The 19,887-nt window shown below is 66.3% G+C and carries 19 protein-coding genes; 16 read left to right on the forward strand and 3 right to left on the reverse strand.

All coding sequences use genetic code 11. The features are described 5' to 3' along the window. Window positions 1-3: 3 nt before the first annotated feature. Together rpsI and rplM are read right to left on the reverse strand one after the other, a co-directional pair. Window positions 4-474 (reverse strand): 30S ribosomal protein S9, encoded by a 471-nt coding sequence (rpsI, locus tag G539_RS0101450; RefSeq protein ID WP_035829813.1) that lies wholly within the window; start codon window positions 472-474, stop codon window positions 4-6. 2 nt (window positions 475-476) lie between these two features. Next, the gene (gene rplM / locus G539_RS0101455) at window positions 477-941 is read right to left on the reverse strand and encodes a 50S ribosomal protein L13 (RefSeq protein WP_029073624.1); all 465 of its coding nucleotides are present in this window, start codon (window positions 939-941) and stop codon (window positions 477-479) included. Between the two features lie 614 nt (window positions 942-1,555). On the opposite strand from rplM, the gene G539_RS0101465 reads away from it, so the two are divergent. The 5 genes from G539_RS0101465 (at window position 1,556) to G539_RS26905 (ending at window position 5,648) form a co-directional block, all read left to right on the forward strand. Then, the gene (locus G539_RS0101465; protein WP_029073625.1) at window positions 1,556-2,005 is read left to right on the forward strand and encodes a VOC family protein; all 450 of its coding nucleotides are present in this window, start codon (window positions 1,556-1,558) and stop codon (window positions 2,003-2,005) included. Then, entirely contained in the window at window positions 2,002-2,808 is an 807-nt protein-coding gene (locus G539_RS0101470; RefSeq protein WP_029073626.1) for an SH3 domain-containing protein, read from the forward strand. Before G539_RS0101465 ends, G539_RS0101470 begins: the two co-directional genes overlap by 4 nt. A 4-nt stretch (window positions 2,809-2,812) precedes the next feature. After that, a complete protein-coding gene (locus G539_RS0101475) occupies window positions 2,813-3,241 on the forward strand; it encodes a CoA-binding protein (RefSeq protein ID WP_029073627.1) in 429 nt (142 codons plus the stop codon). A gap of 147 nt (window positions 3,242-3,388) precedes the next feature. Beyond that, the gene (locus tag G539_RS0101480; protein WP_029073628.1) at window positions 3,389-4,675 is read left to right on the forward strand and encodes an O-acetylhomoserine aminocarboxypropyltransferase; all 1,287 of its coding nucleotides are present in this window, start codon (window positions 3,389-3,391) and stop codon (window positions 4,673-4,675) included. A 55-nt stretch (window positions 4,676-4,730) separates the two neighbouring features. Then, the gene (locus G539_RS26905) at window positions 4,731-5,648 is read left to right on the forward strand and encodes a hypothetical protein (RefSeq protein WP_156911740.1); all 918 of its coding nucleotides are present in this window, start codon (window positions 4,731-4,733) and stop codon (window positions 5,646-5,648) included. 6 nt (window positions 5,649-5,654) lie between these two features. Here the strand turns inward: G539_RS26905 and G539_RS0101490 are convergent, their stop codons facing one another. After that, a complete protein-coding gene (locus G539_RS0101490) occupies window positions 5,655-7,487 on the reverse strand; it encodes a PHA/PHB synthase family protein (RefSeq protein ID WP_051230998.1) in 1,833 nt (610 codons plus the stop codon). Window positions 7,488-7,615: 128 nt separating this feature from the next. On the opposite strand from G539_RS0101490, the gene G539_RS0101495 reads away from it, so the two are divergent. The 11 genes from G539_RS0101495 to G539_RS0101545 all read left to right on the forward strand — a co-directional run bounded on the left by G539_RS0101495 (window position 7,616) and on the right by G539_RS0101545 (window position 19,875). Next, a complete protein-coding gene (locus G539_RS0101495) occupies window positions 7,616-8,017 on the forward strand; it encodes a hypothetical protein (RefSeq protein ID WP_029073630.1) in 402 nt (133 codons plus the stop codon). Window positions 8,018-8,107: 90 nt separating this feature from the next. Further along, the gene (locus G539_RS0101500; protein WP_029073631.1) at window positions 8,108-9,328 is read left to right on the forward strand and encodes an LL-diaminopimelate aminotransferase; all 1,221 of its coding nucleotides are present in this window, start codon (window positions 8,108-8,110) and stop codon (window positions 9,326-9,328) included. 24 nt (window positions 9,329-9,352) lie between these two features. Next, window positions 9,353-10,678, forward strand: coding sequence for a homoserine dehydrogenase (locus G539_RS0101505; RefSeq protein ID WP_029073632.1), 1,326 nt, complete (start codon window positions 9,353-9,355; stop codon window positions 10,676-10,678). 16 nt (window positions 10,679-10,694) lie between these two features. Next, window positions 10,695-11,696, forward strand: coding sequence for a class II fructose-bisphosphatase (glpX, locus tag G539_RS0101510; protein WP_029073633.1), 1,002 nt, complete (start codon window positions 10,695-10,697; stop codon window positions 11,694-11,696). A gap of 10 nt (window positions 11,697-11,706) precedes the next feature. After that, window positions 11,707-13,521 carry a single-stranded-DNA-specific exonuclease RecJ gene (gene recJ / locus G539_RS0101515; protein WP_029073634.1) on the forward strand — a complete coding sequence of 605 codons (1,815 nt, stop codon included), beginning with the start codon at window positions 11,707-11,709 and terminating at the stop codon, window positions 13,519-13,521. A 226-nt stretch (window positions 13,522-13,747) separates the two neighbouring features. Then, entirely contained in the window at window positions 13,748-14,407 is a 660-nt protein-coding gene (locus tag G539_RS23310) for a cupin domain-containing protein (RefSeq protein ID WP_051230999.1), read from the forward strand. Beyond that, a complete protein-coding gene (locus G539_RS0101525) occupies window positions 14,407-16,005 on the forward strand; it encodes an ABC transporter substrate-binding protein (protein ID WP_029073635.1) in 1,599 nt (532 codons plus the stop codon). Before G539_RS23310 ends, G539_RS0101525 begins: the two co-directional genes overlap by 1 nt. Window positions 16,006-16,227: 222 nt before the next feature. Next, window positions 16,228-17,256, forward strand: a complete 1,029-nt coding sequence (locus G539_RS0101530; protein ID WP_029073636.1) for an ABC transporter permease — start codon at window positions 16,228-16,230, stop codon at window positions 17,254-17,256. A gap of 3 nt (window positions 17,257-17,259) precedes the next feature. After that, window positions 17,260-18,138, forward strand: a complete 879-nt coding sequence (locus G539_RS0101535) for an ABC transporter permease (RefSeq protein ID WP_051231000.1) — start codon at window positions 17,260-17,262, stop codon at window positions 18,136-18,138. Window position 18,139: 1 nt separating this feature from the next. Then, complete coding sequence (locus G539_RS0101540; protein WP_029073638.1) at window positions 18,140-19,042, forward strand: ABC transporter ATP-binding protein; 903 nt, start codon at window positions 18,140-18,142, stop codon at window positions 19,040-19,042. Next, the gene (locus G539_RS0101545) at window positions 19,039-19,875 is read left to right on the forward strand and encodes an ABC transporter ATP-binding protein (protein WP_029073639.1); all 837 of its coding nucleotides are present in this window, start codon (window positions 19,039-19,041) and stop codon (window positions 19,873-19,875) included. Before G539_RS0101540 ends, G539_RS0101545 begins: the two co-directional genes overlap by 4 nt. Window positions 19,876-19,887: the final 12 nt, after the last annotated feature.

Consider the following 19,887-nt stretch of genomic DNA (forward strand, 5'->3'; position numbering starts at 1 on the left):
CGATTAGCGCTTCGAGAACTGGAAGCTGCGGCGGGCCTTGGCGTGGCCGTACTTCTTGCGCTCGACGACGCGGCTGTCGCGGGTCAGGAAGCCGCCCTTCTTGAGGACGCTGCGCAGCTCGGGCTCGTAGTAGGTCAGCGCCTTCGAGATGCCGTGACGCAGCGCGCCGGCCTGGCCCGACAGACCGCCGCCGGAAACCGTGGCGTTGATGTCGTACTGGTCGCTGCGAGCGGCGACGCCGATCGGCTGCTGAACGAGCATCTGCAGGACGGGGCGCGCGAAGTAGCCCTTGAACTCCTTGCCGTTCACGATGATCTTGCCGGTGCCCGGCTTGATCCAGACGCGGGCAATGGCGTTCTTGCGCTTGCCGGTCGCGTAGGCGCGGCCCTGGGCGTCGAGCTTCTGCACATGGACAGGAGCCGCATTCTCGGACGAGATGACGGCGAGGTCCTGGAGGGACTGGAGATCAGCCATGTTCAGGCAATCCTCTTGTTCTTGGCATTCAGGGCGCCGACGTCGAGCACTTCCGGCTGCTGGGCCTCATGCGGATGCGACGAGCCGCCATAGACGCGGAGGTTCTTGAGCTGGCGACGGCCGAGCGGACCCTCGGGGATCATGCGCTCGACGGCCTTCTCCAGGACGCGCTCCGGGAACTTGCCCTCGATGATCTGGCGCGGGCTGCGCTCCTTGATGCCGCCGACGTAACCGGTGTGCCAGTAGTACCGCTTGTCGGTGTACTTGGCGCCGGTGAAGACGACCTTGTCGGCATTGATGACGATGACGTTGTCGCCATCGTCGACGTGCGGCGTGAAGCTGGCCTTGTGCTTGCCGCGAAGGCGGTTCGCGACGATCACGGCGAGGCGGCCAACGACCAGCCCTTCAGCGTCGATCAGAATCCACTTCTTCTCGACATCCGCCGGCTTGGTGGAAATGGTGCTCATTGATGAACTCGTTTTCTCGTGCCCTTGCGGGCAGGATTAGCGGCAACAGGACACGGGGTCCCGTCGATCGTGGGGGTGTGTATCCTGCGTGCCAGATTCCGTCAAGCGCATGCCAGAAGTGGCGGCTAAAAATAGCGACGTAAATTCAAAGACTTATATGTGCGGTATTATTTTACCGTCGACGAAATGCGTTTTGCCGGCGTTCGGGCGATCGACAAGGTGGGCCGGCTTGTCGATCAAGGATGTCGGCAAACTGGATTAGTGGGGGCGCGGCCCTTGCCGGTTGTCCCGCGGCCTGCCAAGCATGGCGAGGCTGCGCCTAGTGGCGCTTTCGGGTTTGCAGGTTTCAATCGGATCTTGGGGTAGGGCATATGTGGGCTGTGTGGAAGCATCCGTTGTTTCGGTTGGCGGTTTTCGTCGTGCTGCTTGGCGCGGCGCTCGCTTTCGCCTTCCTGATCGGTGCCGAGTAGCCTCTTGGGGCTCCCCGTTCGGCGGGGCCGTTTTATCACACCATCCGTCTCCAATGCGGGCTTTCGTGGATCGAGCCTGCTGGGCGCTGTACCCGGCGGGGCGATCGGTTATGCTGCCCGCCCAATCGTGACGGGGAAGACCACATGACGAATACAGGCCTCGCACCGCGGCTCAGCATTGTGACGCTCGGCGTTGCCAACGTCCCGAAGGCGCGTGCCTTCTATGAGGCGCTCGGATGGCAGGCGTCCTCGGCCAGCCAGGAGGCGATCACCTTTTTCCAGCTTTCCGGCGTCGTGCTGGCGCTGTTCGATCGCAACGCGCTCGCCGACGACGCCAATGTGGCGCCGGCTGGCGACGGCTTCCGGGCCGTGACGCTCGCGCATAACGTGACGAGCGAGGCGGAGGTCGACGCGGCGCTCGCCCACGCCGTCAATTGCGGCGCCCGCCTCGTGAAGGAAGCGACCAAGGTCTTCTGGGGCGGCTATTCCGGCTATTTTGCCGATCTCGATGGCCATCTCTGGGAAGTGGCCTACAATCCCTTCCTGCCACTCGACGATGCGGGGCGCCCCGTCCTTCCGGGATCGCAGCCATGAAGCCGTTTGTTCTCGCCTCCGCCGCCTGTGCGGCCCTTCTGCTCTCCGGCCCGTCCGCGCGCGCTGCCGACGAGCAGCCGAAGCCGTATGAGCCCATGGTCGTCACATACGACACCTCGGGCACCGACGATCCGGAGCTCAAGGCGTTCGTCGAGACCCTCAGGAAGGCGATCATGTCCGGCGACGTCGGCACGCTCAAGGCGAGCGCGGCGCCGGAGGTCAAGATCTATTCCGTGATGATCGGGTTCCCCGAGGCCACACCGCCGGAGCCCTTGTCGGACCCGGAAAAGCGGCCGGGCGACCAGCGTCTGGACGACGCCGCGGCGCTGACGACGAGCGGGGATGTCGACTATAGCCGCGAGGATCTCGACGGCTTGGTCGTCGACCTGTTCGGCAATGCGCTGGACGAGGAGACGATCGGTCACTCGAAGACGGCGAAGGGGGCGATCTGTTCGCCGGCGGAACCGATTTTCGACCGCGACAGGGCGCTCGCCATCGCCGACGCGGCGGGCGTGCCTTCCGGCAATCTCTGGATCCTGACCGAGGACACCGAGTTCCGCGAGAAGCCGAGTACCGATGCCCCGGTCCTGACGAAGCTCGCCGCCGGCACGATCGTCCCGTTCCAGGAAGGTTCGGTCGAGGGCGAGGATGGCGACGGCGACTGGTATTCGGTCGTTCTGCCGTCCGCGAAGGTCGGCTACGCGCTCAACGACATCTCGCGCGGCTTCCAGGCGACCAGCGTCTGCTACGGCAAGGTCGACGGCAAGTGGGCGGTGACCGCGGTGATCGTTCCGGGGCTGTGAGCGCATGAATCATGATCGCTATGACGACGCGTATCTCCGCGCGATCCTGACGGAGACGCGGACGATCGCGCTGATCGGCGCCAGCCCGAAGGCCATCCGGCCGAGCCATGGCGTGCTCGGCTACCTGACGGCTTCGGGCTACGAGACCTACCCGATCAATCCGGGCATCGCGGGCAGCCAGCTGTTCGGCCGCACCGTCTATGCCCGTCTGGCCGATGTTCCGGCCGCGATCGACATGGTCGACGTGTTCCGCAACGCGGATGCGATCGGCGTCGTCGTCGACGAGGTTCTCGCGCTGCCGGCGCTGCCCAAGGTCGTGTGGATGCAGCTCGGCGTCCGCAACGATGCCGAGGCGGCGCGCCTGGAGGCGCGCGGCATCCAGGTCGTGATGGATCGTTGTCCGGCGATCGAGCGGCCGCGTCTCGTCGGCTGAGGGGTGCCGCGCGCGTCGAGCGCGTGCGGCATGGATTCAGTTTCTACCCGACCGTGTCTTTTGGCGAAGAAGTTGCTGCCAAGCCGGGACGTCTCCGGCTATCGATGATGACACGCACAACCAGAATTCCCTGAGGAGGAGATCAGAATGGCCGAAGACAGACTGCCGGGGTTCGCCACGCTCGCCGTGCATGCCGGCGCGCAGCCCGATCCGACGACCGGCGCTCGGATCACGCCGATCTACCAGACCAGCTCGTTCGTCTTCAACGACGTCGACCACGCTGCGTCGCTGTTCGGCCTGCAGGCCTTCGGCAACATCTATACGCGCATCACCAATCCGACCACTGCCGTGCTCGAGGAGCGGGTCGCGGCGCTCGAGGGCGGCACGGCCGCCGTCGCGGTGGCCTCGGGCCACGCGGCGCAGCTGCTGGTGTTCCACACGCTGCTGCAGCCCGGTGACGAGTTCGTCGCCTCGAGCAAGCTCTATGGCGGCTCGATCAACCAGTTCAACCATTCGTTCAAGAGCTTCGGCTGGAACGTGGTCTGGGCGGACCCCGACGATATCGGCTCATTCGAGCGGGCGATCACGCCGAAGACCAAGGCGATCTTCATCGAATCGATCGCCAATCCCGGCGGCATCGTCGTTGACATCGCCGCGATCGCGGCCGTCGCCAAGCGGGCAGGGGTTCCGCTGATCGTCGACAACACGCTCGCCACGCCCTACCTGTGCCGGCCGTTCGAGCATGGCGCCGACATCGTCGTCCATTCGCTCACCAAGTTCCTGGGTGGTCACGGCAATTCGATGGGCGGCATCATCGTCGATGGCGGCCGCTTCAACTGGACGCGCGAGGAGCGCTATCCGAAGCTGTCGCAGCCGCTGCCGGAATATAACGGGCTCGTGCTCGCCGAGACCTTCGGCAACTTCGCCTTCGCCATCGCGACGCGCGTCCTCGGCCTGCGCGACCTTGGTCCGGCGATCTCGCCGCAGAACTCGTTCCTGATCCTGACCGGCATCGAGACGCTGCCGCTTCGCATGCAGCGCCATTCCGACAATGCGCGGGCCGTCGCGGAGTATCTCGCCGATCATCCGGCCGTCAGCTGGGTCAGCTATGCAGGCCTGCCGGGCGACCGCTATCACAACCTCGCCCGCCGTTACGTCCCGCGTGGCGCCGGCGCGGTGCTGACGTTTGGCCTCAAGGGCGGCTATGACGCGGGCGTCGAGGTGGTGTCGTCGGTCAAGCTGTTCTCGCATCTCGCCAATATCGGCGATACGCGCTCGCTGATCATCCATCCCGCCTCGACCACGCATCGCCAGTTGAGCGACGCCCAGAAGACCAAGGCCGGGGCCGGCCCCGACGTCGTCCGCCTGTCGGTCGGCATCGAGGACAAGGAAGACATCATCGCCGATCTCGAGCAGGCGCTGGCCGGCGCCTAGGTCAGATCCACAGTTGCCTCGGGCTCCCCGCCCGAGGCTCCCCAGGGAGGGCAACGTGCGACCGAGTTCTGATTACTCCGCGGCCGAATGGTTGCGGGGCAAACCACTCCTGCACGGCTTCAAGCTCTGTCGCAATGAGCTGGTGTCCGCTGCCTTTGCAAGGAGCCGGCCTGCCGGTCTCGACCGCTTTCTTGCCGACAACGCCGATCGTGCCCGGGACCGCGTCACGGTCGCGATCGCGTTCAACACACCGTGGGTGATCGACCTGCTCCTTCGCACCACCCGATTGCACTTGCGCGGGACGCTGGTCGTTGTTGACAATTCAAACAAACCAGATGCCCGTCGAGCTATTGAGCGGATCTGTCGGGATGAAGACATTCCCTACATCGGGCTTCCGCGCAACCCGGAGAGACACCCGTGCAGATCGCACGGCATTTCGATGAACTGGGCCCATGCCAATCTCTTATCAGCCTGGAAGCCCGATATTTTCGGCTATATCGACCATGACCTGTTTCCGCTCGACGCGCTCGACCCAGCGAAACGGCTAGCCGGCAGGGCCGTCTATGGTCAGCAGAATAGGTCGCCATGGGGCTGGAATCTTTGGGCCGGCTACTGCTTTTTCGATGGCCGAAAGATCGAGTGCTTCCGCCCCGACTTCAATCACGACGTTCCGCGACATCTGGATACGGGTGGCCGCAACTGGGTGCGTATTTACCAGCATCTCGCGGAAGGTCAGTATGGCTTTGCCGATGCCGAGCATATTCCCTTGGACGCGGTTCAAGACGGAGAGAGGCTTCATATCCCATCCGTGGACCGGTGCATCCATGTTGGGGGCGCCTCGTTCGGACCGGCGCGCCGCATTGTCAAGGATGCTGGCGTCATCAAACGGCTTGTCGAGCGCATTGAGGCCGGCGAGGTGTTTGACGATATCGTTCGATACGATCCGGCGGGCGGGCGCGCCATCGGGGCGTGACCATTTCTACGCCGTCACCTTCACATAGCTGCCCGGCGCGTCCTCGATCGGCTTGATATTGCGCCCGCCAACCGCGCGCGCCTTGACGCGACGATCGTCCTGCGCCGCGATCCAGTCCTGCCAGTGCGGCCACCAGGAGCCCGGATGTTCCTCGGCCTGCGCCAGCCAGGCGTCGAAATCGTCGCCACGCGGCGCCGGGCCCGTCCAGTATTGGTACTTGCCGCGTGCGGGTGGGTTGATGACGCCGGCGATGTGGCCTGATCCGGAGAGCACGAAGGTTACCGGACCGCCGAAGAAGGACGAGCCGAAATAGACCGAGCGCGCCGGAGCGATGTGATCCTCGCGCGTGGCGAGGTTGTAGACCGGGATGGTGATGTCGCCGAGCGATAGGGCGTGCCCGTCGACGCTGAGTTCGCCTTCGGCCAGTTTGTTATCGAGATAGCAGTTGCGCAGATAGAACGAATGGTTCGCCGCCGGCATGCGGGTAGCGTCGGCGTTCCAGTAGAGAAGATCGAACGGAATGGGCTCCTTGCCGCGGAAATAATTGTTCACGACATAGGACCAGATCAGTTCGTTCGAGCGCAGCATGTTGAAGGAGGCGGTCATGTTCTTCCCCTCCAGATAGCCGCGCACGCCCATCTTCTTTTCGACCGCCTCGATCTGCTCCTCGTCGATGAAGACCTTCAGGTCGCCGGCATGGGTGAAGTCGACCTGGGTGGCGAACAGTGTCGCCGAGGCGACGCGGGTGTCGCCGACAGCCGCCATGTAGGCGAGGGTGTAGGAGAGCAGGGTGCCGCCGACGCAATAGCCGATCGCGTTCACCTCTTTCTCGCCGGTGATGGTCTGGATGGTGTCGAGCGATTCGAGGATGCCCTCGCGCATGTAGTGCTCGAAGCTCTTCGCCGCCTGCTCCTCATTGGGGTTGATCCAGGAGATGACGAAGACGGTGTGACCCTGCTCGACCGCCCATTTGACGAAGGATTTCTCGGGGTTGAGGTCGAGGATGTAGAACTTGTTGATCCAGGGCGGGACGATCAGAAGGGGACGCTTCAGGGCCTCCTTCGTCGTCGCCTTGTACTGGATCAGCTGGCAGACATCGTTCTGCAGGATGACCTTGCCGGGCGTCAGCGCCAGGTTCTTGCCGATGGCGAAATGCGCCGTGTCGGTCTGGCGGATGCGCAGCTCGCCATCGCCTGCCGCGATGTCCTCGGCCAGCATGTCCATGCCGCGCGCCAGGTTCTCGGCGCTCGAATCGAGCGTGTCGCGCAGGATCTCCGGGTTGGTGAACAGGAAATTCGACGGCGAGATCGCATTGGCGATCTGGCGGACATAGAAGGCCGCCTTGAGGCGGATATGCGGGTCGAGATCGGCGGCGCCCTCGACCATCTCCTCGGCCCAGCGCGCCGTGATCAGGTAGAACTGCTTCACGAAGTCGAAGAACTGGTTCTCGGTCCACTGCGGGTCCTTGAACCGCTTGTCGCGCGGGCCAGGCTCGATGACCGGCGCGGCCGGCATCCCCGACATGCGCTGCATCATGCTCGTCCACAGCGCGAAGTAATTCGCGTAAAGCTTTGATTGCGCTTGTACGCTTCGGCCTGGTTCGGCGGTCCAGTACTCCACCACCTTGGCCAGGGTTCGGATCACCTCGGCGATGTCGTCCGTCGTTTCGGCGGAGAGGCGGCCGTCCTCGCGTGACTTGAGATAGGTGTTTGCGGCGCGCGTCAGCCCCTCGATCATGCGGGCGATATTCTGTGCGAACTTTTCGGGATCCTTGACGACGAGGTTGATGGAACTGCCGCTGACGCTGCCTTGATCGTTGCCGGATTTATCGTTGGCCATCGCTTCCCCGAACGCAGTATGTCGTCCGACAAGCTGCGCTGCTTCCCCGGACGCGCAGAGTGTAATAACTTCACGCGCCGAGCGAAACGTTCCGCTCTCCGTCAGCGCGCTTACCAGATGAGTTCACGATGAAGCCGACCGGAATCCCGCGCTACCGCCCCGCGTCGTTCGTCCTTGCGCTGGCGCTCGCGGCCGCGCTTGCCGGCTGCTCGCAGCAGCTGTCCAAGACGTTCGACAACACGCCGGACCCGGAGCTCGACCGGCCGGGTGCGTTTCCCAACATCAACGTGGCCGGCAGCCAGCCGCCCGGCAAGCTGATGACGCCGGCCGAGCTCGAAAAGGCCACCGGCAGCCTGAAGTCCCGCGCTGGCCAGAACGACCCGCGCACGGCGGACGCGGCCCGCAAGGCCAGCGAAGCGTCGAACGCTGCGCTCGAGAAGACCGCCGCCACCCATGCCAAGCAGACTTTGAAGGATATTCAGAGCCGTTGCGGCGAACCGGGCGCGGACGCCACGAAATGCCCGCAATAAGGGTGCTTTCATAGTCCGCGGTTCGGTGTAGAACCACCCTGCGCCAGGTGAGGCGCAATTTTACTATCCAGGAAAGATGGATCCGGAGCCATGAGCGAGTTCCACAGCGTGCGGCGTCTGCCGCAATACGTCTTTGAGCAGGTCAACCGGCTTAAGGCGAGCGCTCGAGCCGCAGGCGCCGACATCATCGACCTGGGGATGGGCAATCCCGACCTGCCGACGCCGCAGCACATCGTGCAGAAGCTGGCCGAGACGGCGGGTCGTCCCGACGTGCACGGCTATTCGGCTTCGCGCGGCATCAATGGTCTGCGCAAGGCGCAGGCCGCCTATTACGATCGTCGTTTCGGCGTGAAGCTCGACCCCAACACGCAGATCGTCGCGACGATCGGCTCGAAGGAAGGCTTCGCCAACATGGCGCAGGCAATCACGGCGCCGGGCGACGTGATTCTGGTGCCGAATCCGAGCTACCCGATTCATGCCTTCGGCTTCCTGATGGCCGGCGGCGTGATCCGTTCCGTGCCGGTCGAGCCGGGCCCCGAGTTCTTCCACGCGATGGAACGTGCCGTGATGCACTCCATCCCGAAGCCGCTCGCGGTCGTGCTGTGCTATCCGTCCAACCCGACGGCGCATGTCGCGGATCTGGATTTCTATCGCGACGTCGTCGCCTTCGCTCGCAAGCACGATCTCTTCGTGCTGTCGGACCTCGCCTATGCCGAGATCTATTTCGACGACGTGCCGCCGCCTTCGATCCTGCAGGTTCCGGGCGCCTTCGACGTCGCCGTCGAGTTCACCTCGATGTCGAAAACCTACTCCATGGCCGGCTGGCGCATGGGCTTCGCGGTCGGCAACGAGCGCCTGATCGCGGCGCTGTCGCGGGTGAAGTCCTATCTGGACTACGGCGCCTACACGCCGATCCAGGTCGCGGCCACGGCGGCGCTGAACGGCCCGCAGGACTGCATCGAGGAGATGCGCCAAGTCTACAAGCATCGCCGCGACGTGCTGGTCGACAGCTTCGGCCGCGCCGGCTGGCAGATCCCGGCGCCGCGCGCCAGCATGTTCGCCTGGGTGCCGATTCCGGACGCCTACAAGTCGCTGGGCAGCCTCGAATTCGCGAAGCTGCTGATCGAGAAGGCGGATGTCGCGGTCGCTCCGGGCGTCGGCTTCGGCGAGCATGGCGACGAATATGTCCGCATCGCACTGGTGGAGAACGAGCAGCGGATCCGCCAGGCCGCGCGGAATGTCCGTCGCTTCCTTGAAACGGCCGACAAAACATTGCACAACGTCGTCCCGATCAGCAGCGCCCGGCGATAAGCTGGGCCCCTCTGGGGCGAATTTATGAACAATGCTCTTCGCTTGGGCGTGGCCGGCCTCGGTACGGTCGGCGCGTCCCTGCTGCGGCTCACGCAGCGCCATGCCGATGAACTGGCGCTGCGTTGCGGCCGCCCGGTCGTTGTCACCGCCGTGTCGGCGCGTGACCGCAATCGCGACCGCGGCGTCGACCTCTCCAGCGTCACCTGGTTCAAGGACCCGGTGGCGCTCGCCACCTCGGGCGAGATCGACGTCTTCGTCGAGCTGATGGGCGGCGCCGATGGCGTGGCCGCCGATTCGGTCCGCGCCGCGATCAATGCCGGCAAGCACGTCGTGACCGCCAACAAGGCGCTGCTGGCCAAGCACGGCACCGAGCTTGCGCGCCGTGCCGAGGAGAAGGGCGTTTCGCTCAACTTCGAGGCCGCCGCTGCCGGCGGCATCCCGATCATCAAGACGCTGCGCGAGGCGCTGGCTGGCAACACGGTCGGGCGCGTCTATGGCATCCTGAACGGCACCTGCAACTACATCCTGACGCGGATGGAGCGCGAAGGCCTCGCCTTCGACGCCTGCCTCGCCGAGGCGCAGCGGCTCGGTTATGCCGAGGCGGATCCGACCTTCGACGTCGACGGATTCGATACCGCGCACAAGCTGTCGCTGCTGACGGCGATCGCCTTCGGCACCGAGATCAGCGCCGACGCCATCTATGTCGAGGGCATCCGCTCGATCTCCACCGCCGATATCGAGGCGGCCGACGAGCTCGGCTACCGGATCAAGCTGCTTGGCGTCGCCACCCGCACGGATACGGGAATCGAGCAGCGCGTGCATCCGACCATGGTGCCGAAGTCCTCGCCGATCGCCCGCGTCGACGGCGTCACCAACGCGGTCGCGGTCGAGGCCGACTTCGTCGGTCGCCTGGTGCTGGCGGGACCCGGCGCCGGTGGAGACGCGACGGCCTCGGCCGTCATGAGCGACATCGCCGATCTGGCGCGCGGCGACGTGGTCGGCACGTTCGGCCGGCCGGCCCATACGCTGAAGCCCTACCAGCGGGCGGCGATGCGGGCGCATGCCGGCGGCTACTACATCCGCCTTTCGGTCTTCGATCGTCCGGGTGCCTTCGCCTCCATCGCCAAGCGCATGGCAGAGAACGACATTTCGCTGGAATCGATCGTCCAGCGCCGCCGCGCGCCGAAGGCCGATGCGCCCGAGCATCCGCGGCCGCAGGAGCCCCAGCCGGTCATGCTGATCACCTATGACACGACCGAGGCCCAGGTGAAGGAAGCGCTCGACCGGATCATGGCGGACGGTCATATCGCGGAGCGACCGCAGATGATACGAATCGAACAACTGGCCTGAAAGCGGAGCACCCCCCATGGCGATGACAGGTAATGCGAAGGCAGCGGGTCTCGACCGCATCCTGACGCTCGAGCTCGTGCGCGTGACCGAGCGCGCCGCTGTCGCGGCCGCCCGCTGGCGCGGCCGGGGCGACGAGATGGCGGCCGACCAGGCCGCCGTCGACGCGATGCGCCGGGAACTCAATCGTCTGCCGATCGAAGGTACCGTCGTGATCGGCGAGGGTGAGCGCGACGAGGCGCCGATGCTCTATATCGGCGAGAAGGTCGGCAAGGGCTCCGGCCCGCTGGTCGACATTGCGCTCGATCCGCTCGAGGGCACGACGATCTGCGCCAAGAACCAGCCGAATTCGCTGGCCGTGATCGCGATCGCGGAAGGCGGCAGCCTGCTCTACGCGCCGGATGTCTACATGCAGAAGATCGCGATCGGCCCGGGCTACGCCAAGGGCATCGTCGATCTCGACGCGACGCCGATGGAGAACATCCAGGCGCTGGCCGCCGCCAAGGGCGTGCCGGTCAACGAGATCACTGCCTGCATTCTCGATCGTCCGCGCCACGCCAAGCTGATCGAGGACGTCCGCGCCACCGGCGCCGCGCTTCGCCTGATCGGTGACGGCGACGTCGCCGGCGTCATCCACACCACCAATCCGGACGAGACCGGCATCGACATCTATCTCGGCATCGGCGGCGCTCCCGAGGGTGTGCTGGCCGCGGCGGCGCTCCGCTGCATCGGCGGCCAGATGCAGGGTCGCCTCGTCACCCAGTCCGACAGCCAGCGTGAGCGGGCCGCCAAGATGGGCGTGAAGGACTTCGACAAGAAGTTCACGCATGACGAGATGGCCAAGGGCGACGTGCTGTTCGCCGCCACCGGCGTCACCGACGGCAACCTGCTCTCCGGCGTGCGCTTCGCCCGTAATGGCGAGATCACCACCGATACGGTCGTGATGCGTTCCTCCTCGGGCACGGTTCGCTGGATCAAGGCGACGCACCGCGACCTCGAGAAGTTCGAGAACGAGGGCTGATCCAGTCCCCATGACGACGATGTCCAGCGACGCACGGCGCGCCTTTCTCGGCGTAGAGGGATCCGTGACGGGGCGCCGCTGGACGGAGCGCGCCGACCCCGCCGCGAGCCTCGCTGCGACGGCCATGGCGCAGCGCCACGAGATCCCCGAGTTGGTCGCCCGCGTGCTCGCGGGGCGGGGTGTCGCAATCGACGACGCGGCCGATTTCCTCGATCCGAGCCTGCGCCGGCTGATGCCGGATCCCTCCGTTCTCACCGACATGGACTCAGCCGCGGCACGCATCGCTGACGCGGTTGTCGCCGGCGAGCATGTCGCGATCTTCGGCGACTACGACGTCGACGGCGCGACCTCGTCGGCGCTGCTGGCCCGCTTTCTCCGCCACCAGGGCGTCGAGACGCGGATCTACATCCCCGATCGCATCTTCGAAGGCTACGGCCCCAATCCGGACGCCATCCGCACGCTGGTCGAGGAGGGCGCCGACCTCATCGTCACCGTCGACTGCGGGTCGACCAGCCATGAGGCGCTCGGCGTCGCGCGCGATCTCGGGCGGCTGGCTGTGGTGCTCGATCATCACCAGATGGGCGCCGAGCTGCCGCCGGCGCTCGCCGTCGTCAATCCGAACCGCCAGGACGATCTCTCGGGTCTCGGCCATCTTGCTGCAGTGGGCGTCACATTCCTGGCGATCGTCGCGACGAACCGGGAGCTTCGGAAGCGCGGCTGGTACGGGCCGACGCGGCCGGAGCCGGACCTGCTGCAATGGCTCGACCTGGTGGCGCTCGGCACCGTCTGCGACGTCGTTCCGCTGATCGGGCTTAACCGTGCTTTCGTGACCAAGGGGCTGCTGGCGGTGCGCCGGCGGGCCAATCCCGGTCTGGCCGCGCTGTCGCTGGCCGCCCGCATCGACGTGCCGGTGGCGCCCTATCATCTCGGCTTCCTGCTCGGGCCGCGCATCAATGCCGGCGGCCGAATCGGCGATGCCGCGCTCGGGGCGCGGCTGCTGTCGCTGGACGATACCGCCGAGGCCGAACGCATCGCTGTCGAGCTCGACGATCTCAACAAGCAGCGCCAAGCCATTGAAACCTCGATGCTCGAGGAGGCGGTGGCCGAGGCGGAGGCCGAGATCGGCGCGGGCGAGGGGCCTGCCGTCATCGTCACGGCCAGCGATCGCTGGCACCCTGGCATCGTCGGCCTGATCGCCGCGCGGCTCAAGGAGCGCTTCCGCCGGCCGGCCTTCGCCATCGCCCTGCAGCCGAACGGCCTCGGTACCGGCTCGGGCCGCTCCGTATCGGGCGTCGACCTCGGCGCGCTCGTCCGGGGCGCCGTCGAGGGAGGACTTCTCGTCAAGGGCGGCGGCCACGCCATGGCGGCCGGCCTGACGATCGAGCCCGCGAAATTCGCGGAATTCCGCGCTTTCCTGGAGGCCCGCGCCGCCGAGGCGTCGCGCCAGGCGCGGCAGGCGGACCAGCTTCTGATCGACGGCGCGCTGACGGCGCGCGCCGCGACTCCCGATTTCATCGAGCGGGTGGAACGGGCAGGGCCGTTCGGGGCCGGCCATGCCGAGCCGGTCTTCGCGCTGCCGGCGCATATCGTCAACTACGCCGACATCGTCGGCAACGGTCATGTCCGGGTCACGCTTTCCGGCGGTGACCAGAACCTGAAGGCGATCGCCTTCCGCGCCGCCGAGTCGGACCTCGGCCGCACCCTGCTCGGCTCGCGCGGCCGGCCGCTGCATGTCGCCGGTTCGCTCAGCATCGACCATTGGCAGGGCCGCAAGCAGGCGAGCTTCCGCATCCTGGACGTGGCGCAGCCGCAGCCGTTGCGCTGATCGGGCGGGTTAACGCGTCAACCCTCCGGTAGCGGGGCGTTAGCGCCCCGTCAGTCCAGCCTCGGCCGCGTCCCTGCCGTCCCAGGCGGACGACTCGATTGCGTCGGATCAAGGCGCGATCTCCCCGAGCATGGCAGGAAGATGGCGGCGCCGGCAAAGGAACTTGCCTTACAATTTTAGCTATGGTGAAATATTCGGATCGTCGCAATCGGCGACGGGAGGACGCATGGACAACGATCCGCTCAAGGTCGGGCACAAGATCCGGGAGGCGCGCAAGCGGCGCCGGATGACGCTGCAGCGTGTCGCCGAGACCTCGGGCCTGTCGATCGGGTTCCTCAGCCAGGTCGAGCGCGACATCACGGCGCCGTCCTTGTCGTCGCTGGTGACGATCGCCAAGGTTCTGGATCTGCCGGTCAGCGCGTTCCTGGAGCAGCCCGAGATCCCGAGCGCGGTCTCGCGCCGCGAGGGCAGGGGCGCCTATGCCATCAATCCGGGCTGGATTTCCTACGAGCGGCTGTCGACCACTTTTCCCGGCCAGGCGCTGAGCGCGGTCAAGATGAACGTGCCGCCGCGCTATCTCTCGGAGACGGCGGCGCATGAGGGCGAGGAGATCGTCTATGTGCTGAGCGGCACGATCCGCTACGTGGTGGACGGTGTCGACCATGACCTCCAGATGGGCGACGTCCTGCATTTCTCGGCGCAGCGACCGCATCGCGTGCACAACCCGACCGACCAGGTCGCCGAGGTCCTCTCGGTCGGGACACAGCAATTATTCGCAGATTCCGCGCGTCAGGGCGGCCCATCCACGGCTGGCGACAAAGTCCAGCCGGGAAAAGGCAAGGCTGCCGCGCGCGCGAAGACAGAGGGTGAAGAAGAGGTAATCTGATGAAGAGCTTCCGCACGACGCTGCTGATGGCGGCGCTTTCCACGACCGTGCTGGCGACGGCCCCGGCCTATGCCGAGACGGTGCTGCGCCTTGACGAGGTGCCGGTCGGCGAACTCGACCCGGCCAAGGCGTCGGACTATGCCGACTCGATTCTGATGTTCAACGTCTACGACACGCTGGTGCAGCCTTCCGCTGGCAAGCCCGGCATGGAGCCGATGCTGGCCGCGAGCTGGACGGTCGACGGCAACGTCTACACCTTCACGCTGCGCGACGACGTCAAGTTCCACTCCGGCAACCCGCTCACCGCCGAGGACGTGGTCTATTCCTACGACCGCATGATCGCGCTGGGGCAGGGATTCTCGCATCTGTTCGCCGAGAGCGTCGACAAGGTCGAGGCAACGGACCCGAAGACGGTCAAGTTCACGCTGAAGGGGCCGTTCTCGCCCTTCCTGGCCTCGCTCGTCCGCCTGCCGGTCATCGATTCCAAGCTCGCCCGGTCGCATCAGGCCGAGGGCAAGTACGGCGCGTTCGGCGATTATTCGGAAGCTTGGCTGTCGGCCAACGACGCCGGCTCGGGCGCCTATGTCGTCGAGAGCCAGAACCCGCAGGCCGAGACGGCACTCGCCAAGTTCCCCGGCTATTTCCAGGGCGCGACGCCGAAGTCGCCCGACAAGGTCAAGTTCCGCTACGGCCTCGAGGCCTCGACCGTCCGCGCCTTGCTGTCCAAGGGCGAGCATGACATCGCCTCGCAGTGGCTGCCGCCCGAGGTCGCCAAGGCGCTCGCCGCCGAAGAGACCATGCAGCTCCTGACCGAGACCGGCACCAACGTGTTCTACATCAAGCTGAACACGGCGAAGGCGCCGCTCGACGACGTGCACTGCCGTCGCGCGCTGACCTATGCCTTCGACTACGCGACCGCGCACAAGATGATCGCCGTGACCGACAAGGTCTCGCTCGGCAATCCGGCCAACGGCCCGATCCCGAAGGGCATGCTCGGCTCCTCCACCACCGTGCCTGACTTTGCGCAGGACATGGAGAAGGCCAAGGCCGAGCTGGCGCAGTGCAAGTACAAGCCGGCCGAGACGCCCCTGGAGATCTCCTGGATCGCCGAAGTGCCGCTCGAAGAGCGCTTCGCGCTGCTGATGCAGGCGAACTTCTCGCAGCTCGGCTTCAAGCCCGAGGTCAAGCGCGTGCCGTGGGCGCTGTTCACCGAGATGGTGACCAAGCCCGAGACGACGCCGAACATCTCGCAGATCTCCAACAGCGCCACGACGCCGGATCCGGACTCGCTGCTGTTCAACACCTACCACTCGTCGGCCAAGGGCACCTGGCAGTCGCCGGAGTATCTCGAGGACGCCGAGGTCGACAAGCTGCTCGAGGCCGGCCGCGCCGAGACGGACCAGGCGAAGCGCCAGGCGATCTACGAGCAGCTGAGCCAGCGCCTGCGCGACCTCGCTCCGACGATCTATGCCTATGACCAGGTCGCGGTGTTCCCGGCGCGCAAGGCGGTCACCGTTCCGGCTCTGTCGGACGACGCCCACCGCTACGCGCTGTCTGGCTTCAGCTTCAATTTCCGCAACATGGAAATGGCGCAGTAGTCGCAGGCTTGATCCAGACTTTCCGTGGGCGCGTTTTTATGGAACGCGCCCACGGCTGAACTTCTTCTTTCACCTCTCCCTGAGGGAGAGGTCGACGGCCGTAGGCCGGCGGGTGAGGGTTTACGGCCTCACCGGATGGTTCCCTAAACCCTCACCCGGAGCTTCGCTCCGACCTCTCCCTCAGGGAGAGGTGAAGCGCAGGACTCCAGCGAGCGGCTAGCAATGTCGAACATCCTCAGATCCTTCCTGTACCGGCTCGGCGCCGCCCTGATCGTGATGATCGGCATCTCGATGCTGATCTTCGCGATCGCGCGCGTCATGCCGGGCGATCCGGCGCGCATCGCGCTCGGCCCCAACGCCACCGCCGAACAGGTCGCGGCGCTGCGGCTCGAACGCCATCTCGATGCGCCCTTGCCGGTGCAGTACTGGGAGTTCGTCAAGTCGGTGGCGACGGGCGACCTCGGCAAGTCGCTCTATACCAACCGCCCGGTGACGACCGACATCGCGCAGTTCCTGCCGGCGACGCTGGAGCTGGTCTTCGTCTCCGGCATCCTGATGATCCTGATCGGCCTGCCGATCGGTATTCTCTCGGCGCATTATCGTGGTCGCTTTCCCGATCACGTCGGGCGGCTGATCTCGCTGCTCGGCGTCTGCACGCCGGCCTTCGTCTGGGGCGTGATCCTGCAGCTGGTGCTCGGCTATTTCTGGGGCTGGTTCCCGATCGAGGGCCAGCTCAGCCAGTCGGTCACGGCGCCGCCGGCCGTCACCGGTTTCATGCTGATCGACATGGCGCTCGCCGGCAACGGCGCGGGCTTCCTCGACGCGCTGCATCACCTGATCCTGCCGGCGCTGGCGCTGGCCATGTCGGGCCTCGGCCAGACGGCGCGGCTGACGCGCTCGAACATGAACGAGGTCTATGAGCGGCCCTATGTCGAGATGGCGCGTGCCTACGGCTTTCCCGGCCGCCGCATCGCCATGCGCTACGGCTTCCGCCCGGCCCTGATCCCGACGCTGACCATCCTCGGGCTCGAATTCGCGGCCATGCTCGGCAATGCCTTCCTGGTCGAGAAGGTGTTCGGCTGGCCCGGCCTGTCGCGCTATGGCGTCGAGGTGATCCTGCGCAAGGACCTGGATGCCATCGTCGGCACCGTGCTGGTGATCGCCGCCGCCTTCCTGATCGTCAACATCATCGTCGACATCCTGGTCAACATCATCAACCCGCGCATCCGTCTCGCGGCGGGGAGGGCCTGAGTCATGTCGGAACCCGATAGCCCCGTCATCGCGTCGCGGACGCGCACCCGCTCCAAGGCCTGGGCCGCGTTCAGCGCCGACCCGCTCTCGCTGGCGGGCCTGGTCCTCGTCGCCGCGATCGTCCTGCTCGCGATCTTCGCGCCCTTCGTCACGCCCTATCCCGACCATGTCGGCCCGACCGGCGACTTCACGGCGATGACGGCGGCGCCGAGCGGCGCGTTCTGGTTCGGCACCGACATGATCGGCCGCGACCTCTTCACCCGCATCATCTTCGGCTACCGCCTGTCGCTGATCATGGCGATCGTCGTGCTCGCCATCGCGGTGCCGATCGGCGTCATCGTCGGGCTCGTCGCCGGCTACAAGGGCGGCTGGACCGACTACATCCTGATGCGGATCACCGACGTGTTCCTGGCGATCCCGCCACTCGTGCTCGCCATGGCGATCATGGGTTTCCTGGAGCCGACGCTGCTGAACGGCATGCTCGCCATCACCGCCATGTGGTGGCCCTGGTATGCGCGGCTGATCTACAACGTCACCCGCGCCGAGGCGCAGGAGGGCTATGTGCTGGCCGCCGAGACGGTGGGCGCCTCGACCGCGCACATCCTGTTCCGCGAGATCCTGCCGAACTGCTGGCCGTCGATCCTGACCAAGATGACGCTCGATGTCGGCTTTGTCATCCTAATGGCCTCGTCGCTCTCCTTCCTCGGCCTCGGCGTGCAGCCGCCGACCCCGGACCTCGGTTCGATGGTCGCCGATGGCGCCAAGTACATGCCCGACGCTTGGTGGCTGACGGTTTTCCCGGCGATCGCGATCCTGCTCGTCGTGCTCGGCTTCAACCTGGTCGGCGACGGCCTGCGCGAAGCCTTCGAGGCGGAGGGCTGAGATGCCGGACAACACGCAGAAGCCCGTCCTCGCCATCCGCGACCTCCGCGTCGCCTTCGGCGACCGCCGGCATGCGACGGAGGTGCTGCACGGCATCTCCATGCATATCCGCGCCGGCGAGAAGGTAGCGCTCGTCGGCGAGAGCGGCTCCGGCAAGTCGGTGACCGTGCGCCTCGCCATGGGTCTGCTGCAGGACCAGAAGCGCACCCATGTCGCGGGGCATATCTGGTTCGACGGCATCGACGCGGCGAAGGGCGGTCCTGAAGTCGCCAGGCGGCGGGGCAATCGCGTCGCCATGATCTTCCAGGACCCGACCTCGGCGCTCAACCCGACCTTCAAGATCCGCGGCCAGTTCCGCGACGTGCTCCGCTCCGGCGACCGCTCGATCTCTAAGGCGGATGCCGACCGGCGCGCGGAGGCGGCGCTCGCCGAGGTGTCGATCCCCGATCCGAAGCGGGCGCTCGATTCCTACGCGTTCCAGCTTTCCGGCGGCATGAACCAGCGCGTCATGATCGCCATGGCGCTGGCCAACCGGCCGCAGCTCCTGATCGCCGACGAGCCGGGCACGGCGCTCGACGTGACTGTGCAGGCGCAGACGCTGAAGCTGATGCACGAGATGACCGAGCGGACGGGCACGTCGGTGCTGCTGATCTCGCACAATCTCGGCGTGGTGCGTGAATTCGCCGACCGCGTCTATGTCATCTATCGCGGCCGCATCGTCGAGCACGGCACGACGGCGCAGCTGTTCCACGATCCGCGCCATCCCTATACGCGGGCGCTGCTCGCCGCGATCCCGAAGATCTCGGGCGGCGGCCTGCCGGACCTGCCGGAGCGCAGTCCCGATTTCGAGAATCCGCTCATCGTGCACGAGGGTTGCGGCGAGCCGACGGAGGCCTTCGCATGACCCGCGACATGAGCGCGCCGATCCTCGAACTCGACCATCTCGGCAAGGTGTTCGCCGCCGATGGCCACAGCGTCACGGCGCTCGATGATGTCTCGATCGCCTTCGAGCGCGGCGAATGCCACGCCATCGTCGGCGAGAGCGGCTCGGGCAAGACGACGCTCGCCAATATGGTGCTGGGCCTCCTCGGCGCGACGTCGGGCGAGATCCGCTTCAACGGCAAGCCGCTCGGCCGCAGCCGCACGCGCGACCAGAAGCGCGCGATCCAGCTGGTGCAGCAGAACCCGCTCTCGGCGTTGAACCCGCGCCGCAGCGTCGGCGCCTCGATCCGCCTGCCGCTCGACGTGCATGGCCTCGGCCGCGCCTCCGAGCGCAACGGGCGGGTCGCCTCGCTGCTGGAGGAAGTCGGGCTCGAGGCGGCGCATGCCCGCCGCTCGCCGCGCGGCCTTTCCGGCGGCCAGCGCCAGCGGATCGCGATCGCCCGCGCGCTCGCCTGCGAGCCGGAGCTGCTGGTGCTCGACGAGCCGACCTCTGCGCTCGACGTGCTGGTGCAGGCGCGGGTGCTCCAGCTGCTGCAGCGCCTGCGCGAAGAGCGCGGACTGACTTACCTCTTCATCACGCATGACCTCGCGGTCGTGCGCGCCATCGCCGACCGGGTGAGCGTGTTCCAGAAGGGACGCCTCGTCGAGACGGGCCCGGTCGAGGCCATCTTCTCCGATCCGAAGAGCGCCTATACGCGCGAACTGATCGGAGCCATTCCCGTCGTCACGGAGGCCGAGGCCGCACTGCGCGCCGAAATCCGAGCCGGAACGGATGTTCCCGCCGGGGCCGAATAGGAAGGAACTACC

This window comes from Kaistia adipata DSM 17808, from assembly GCF_000423225.1.
In the GTDB taxonomy this organism is placed as follows: domain Bacteria; phylum Pseudomonadota; class Alphaproteobacteria; order Rhizobiales; family Kaistiaceae; genus Kaistia; species Kaistia adipata.

What these genes read in the sequence shown, in the direction of transcription:
- rpsI (WP_035829813.1), bottom strand. Translation starts at nt 474, where the DNA reads ATGGCTGATCTCCAGTCCCTCCAGGACCTCGCCGTCATCTCGTCCGAG.
- rplM (WP_029073624.1), bottom strand. Translation starts at nt 941, where the DNA reads ATGAGCACCATTTCCACCAAGCCGGCGGATGTCGAGAAGAAGTGGATT.
- G539_RS0101465 (WP_029073625.1), top strand. Translation starts at nt 1,556, where the DNA reads ATGACGAATACAGGCCTCGCACCGCGGCTCAGCATTGTGACGCTCGGC.
- G539_RS0101470 (WP_029073626.1), top strand. Translation starts at nt 2,002, where the DNA reads ATGAAGCCGTTTGTTCTCGCCTCCGCCGCCTGTGCGGCCCTTCTGCTC.
- G539_RS0101475 (WP_029073627.1), top strand. Translation starts at nt 2,813, where the DNA reads ATGAATCATGATCGCTATGACGACGCGTATCTCCGCGCGATCCTGACG.
- G539_RS0101480 (WP_029073628.1), top strand. Translation starts at nt 3,389, where the DNA reads ATGGCCGAAGACAGACTGCCGGGGTTCGCCACGCTCGCCGTGCATGCC.
- G539_RS0101490 (WP_051230998.1), bottom strand. Translation starts at nt 7,487, where the DNA reads ATGGCCAACGATAAATCCGGCAACGATCAAGGCAGCGTCAGCGGCAGT.
- G539_RS0101495 (WP_029073630.1), top strand. Translation starts at nt 7,616, where the DNA reads ATGAAGCCGACCGGAATCCCGCGCTACCGCCCCGCGTCGTTCGTCCTT.
- G539_RS0101500 (WP_029073631.1), top strand. Translation starts at nt 8,108, where the DNA reads ATGAGCGAGTTCCACAGCGTGCGGCGTCTGCCGCAATACGTCTTTGAG.
- G539_RS0101505 (WP_029073632.1), top strand. Translation starts at nt 9,353, where the DNA reads ATGAACAATGCTCTTCGCTTGGGCGTGGCCGGCCTCGGTACGGTCGGC.
- glpX (WP_029073633.1), top strand. Translation starts at nt 10,695, where the DNA reads ATGGCGATGACAGGTAATGCGAAGGCAGCGGGTCTCGACCGCATCCTG.
- recJ (WP_029073634.1), top strand. Translation starts at nt 11,707, where the DNA reads ATGACGACGATGTCCAGCGACGCACGGCGCGCCTTTCTCGGCGTAGAG.
- G539_RS23310 (WP_051230999.1), top strand. Translation starts at nt 13,748, where the DNA reads ATGGACAACGATCCGCTCAAGGTCGGGCACAAGATCCGGGAGGCGCGC.
- G539_RS0101525 (WP_029073635.1), top strand. Translation starts at nt 14,407, where the DNA reads ATGAAGAGCTTCCGCACGACGCTGCTGATGGCGGCGCTTTCCACGACC.
- G539_RS0101530 (WP_029073636.1), top strand. Translation starts at nt 16,228, where the DNA reads ATGTCGAACATCCTCAGATCCTTCCTGTACCGGCTCGGCGCCGCCCTG.
- G539_RS0101535 (WP_051231000.1), top strand. Translation starts at nt 17,260, where the DNA reads ATGTCGGAACCCGATAGCCCCGTCATCGCGTCGCGGACGCGCACCCGC.
- G539_RS0101540 (WP_029073638.1), top strand. Translation starts at nt 18,140, where the DNA reads ATGCCGGACAACACGCAGAAGCCCGTCCTCGCCATCCGCGACCTCCGC.
- G539_RS0101545 (WP_029073639.1), top strand. Translation starts at nt 19,039, where the DNA reads ATGACCCGCGACATGAGCGCGCCGATCCTCGAACTCGACCATCTCGGC.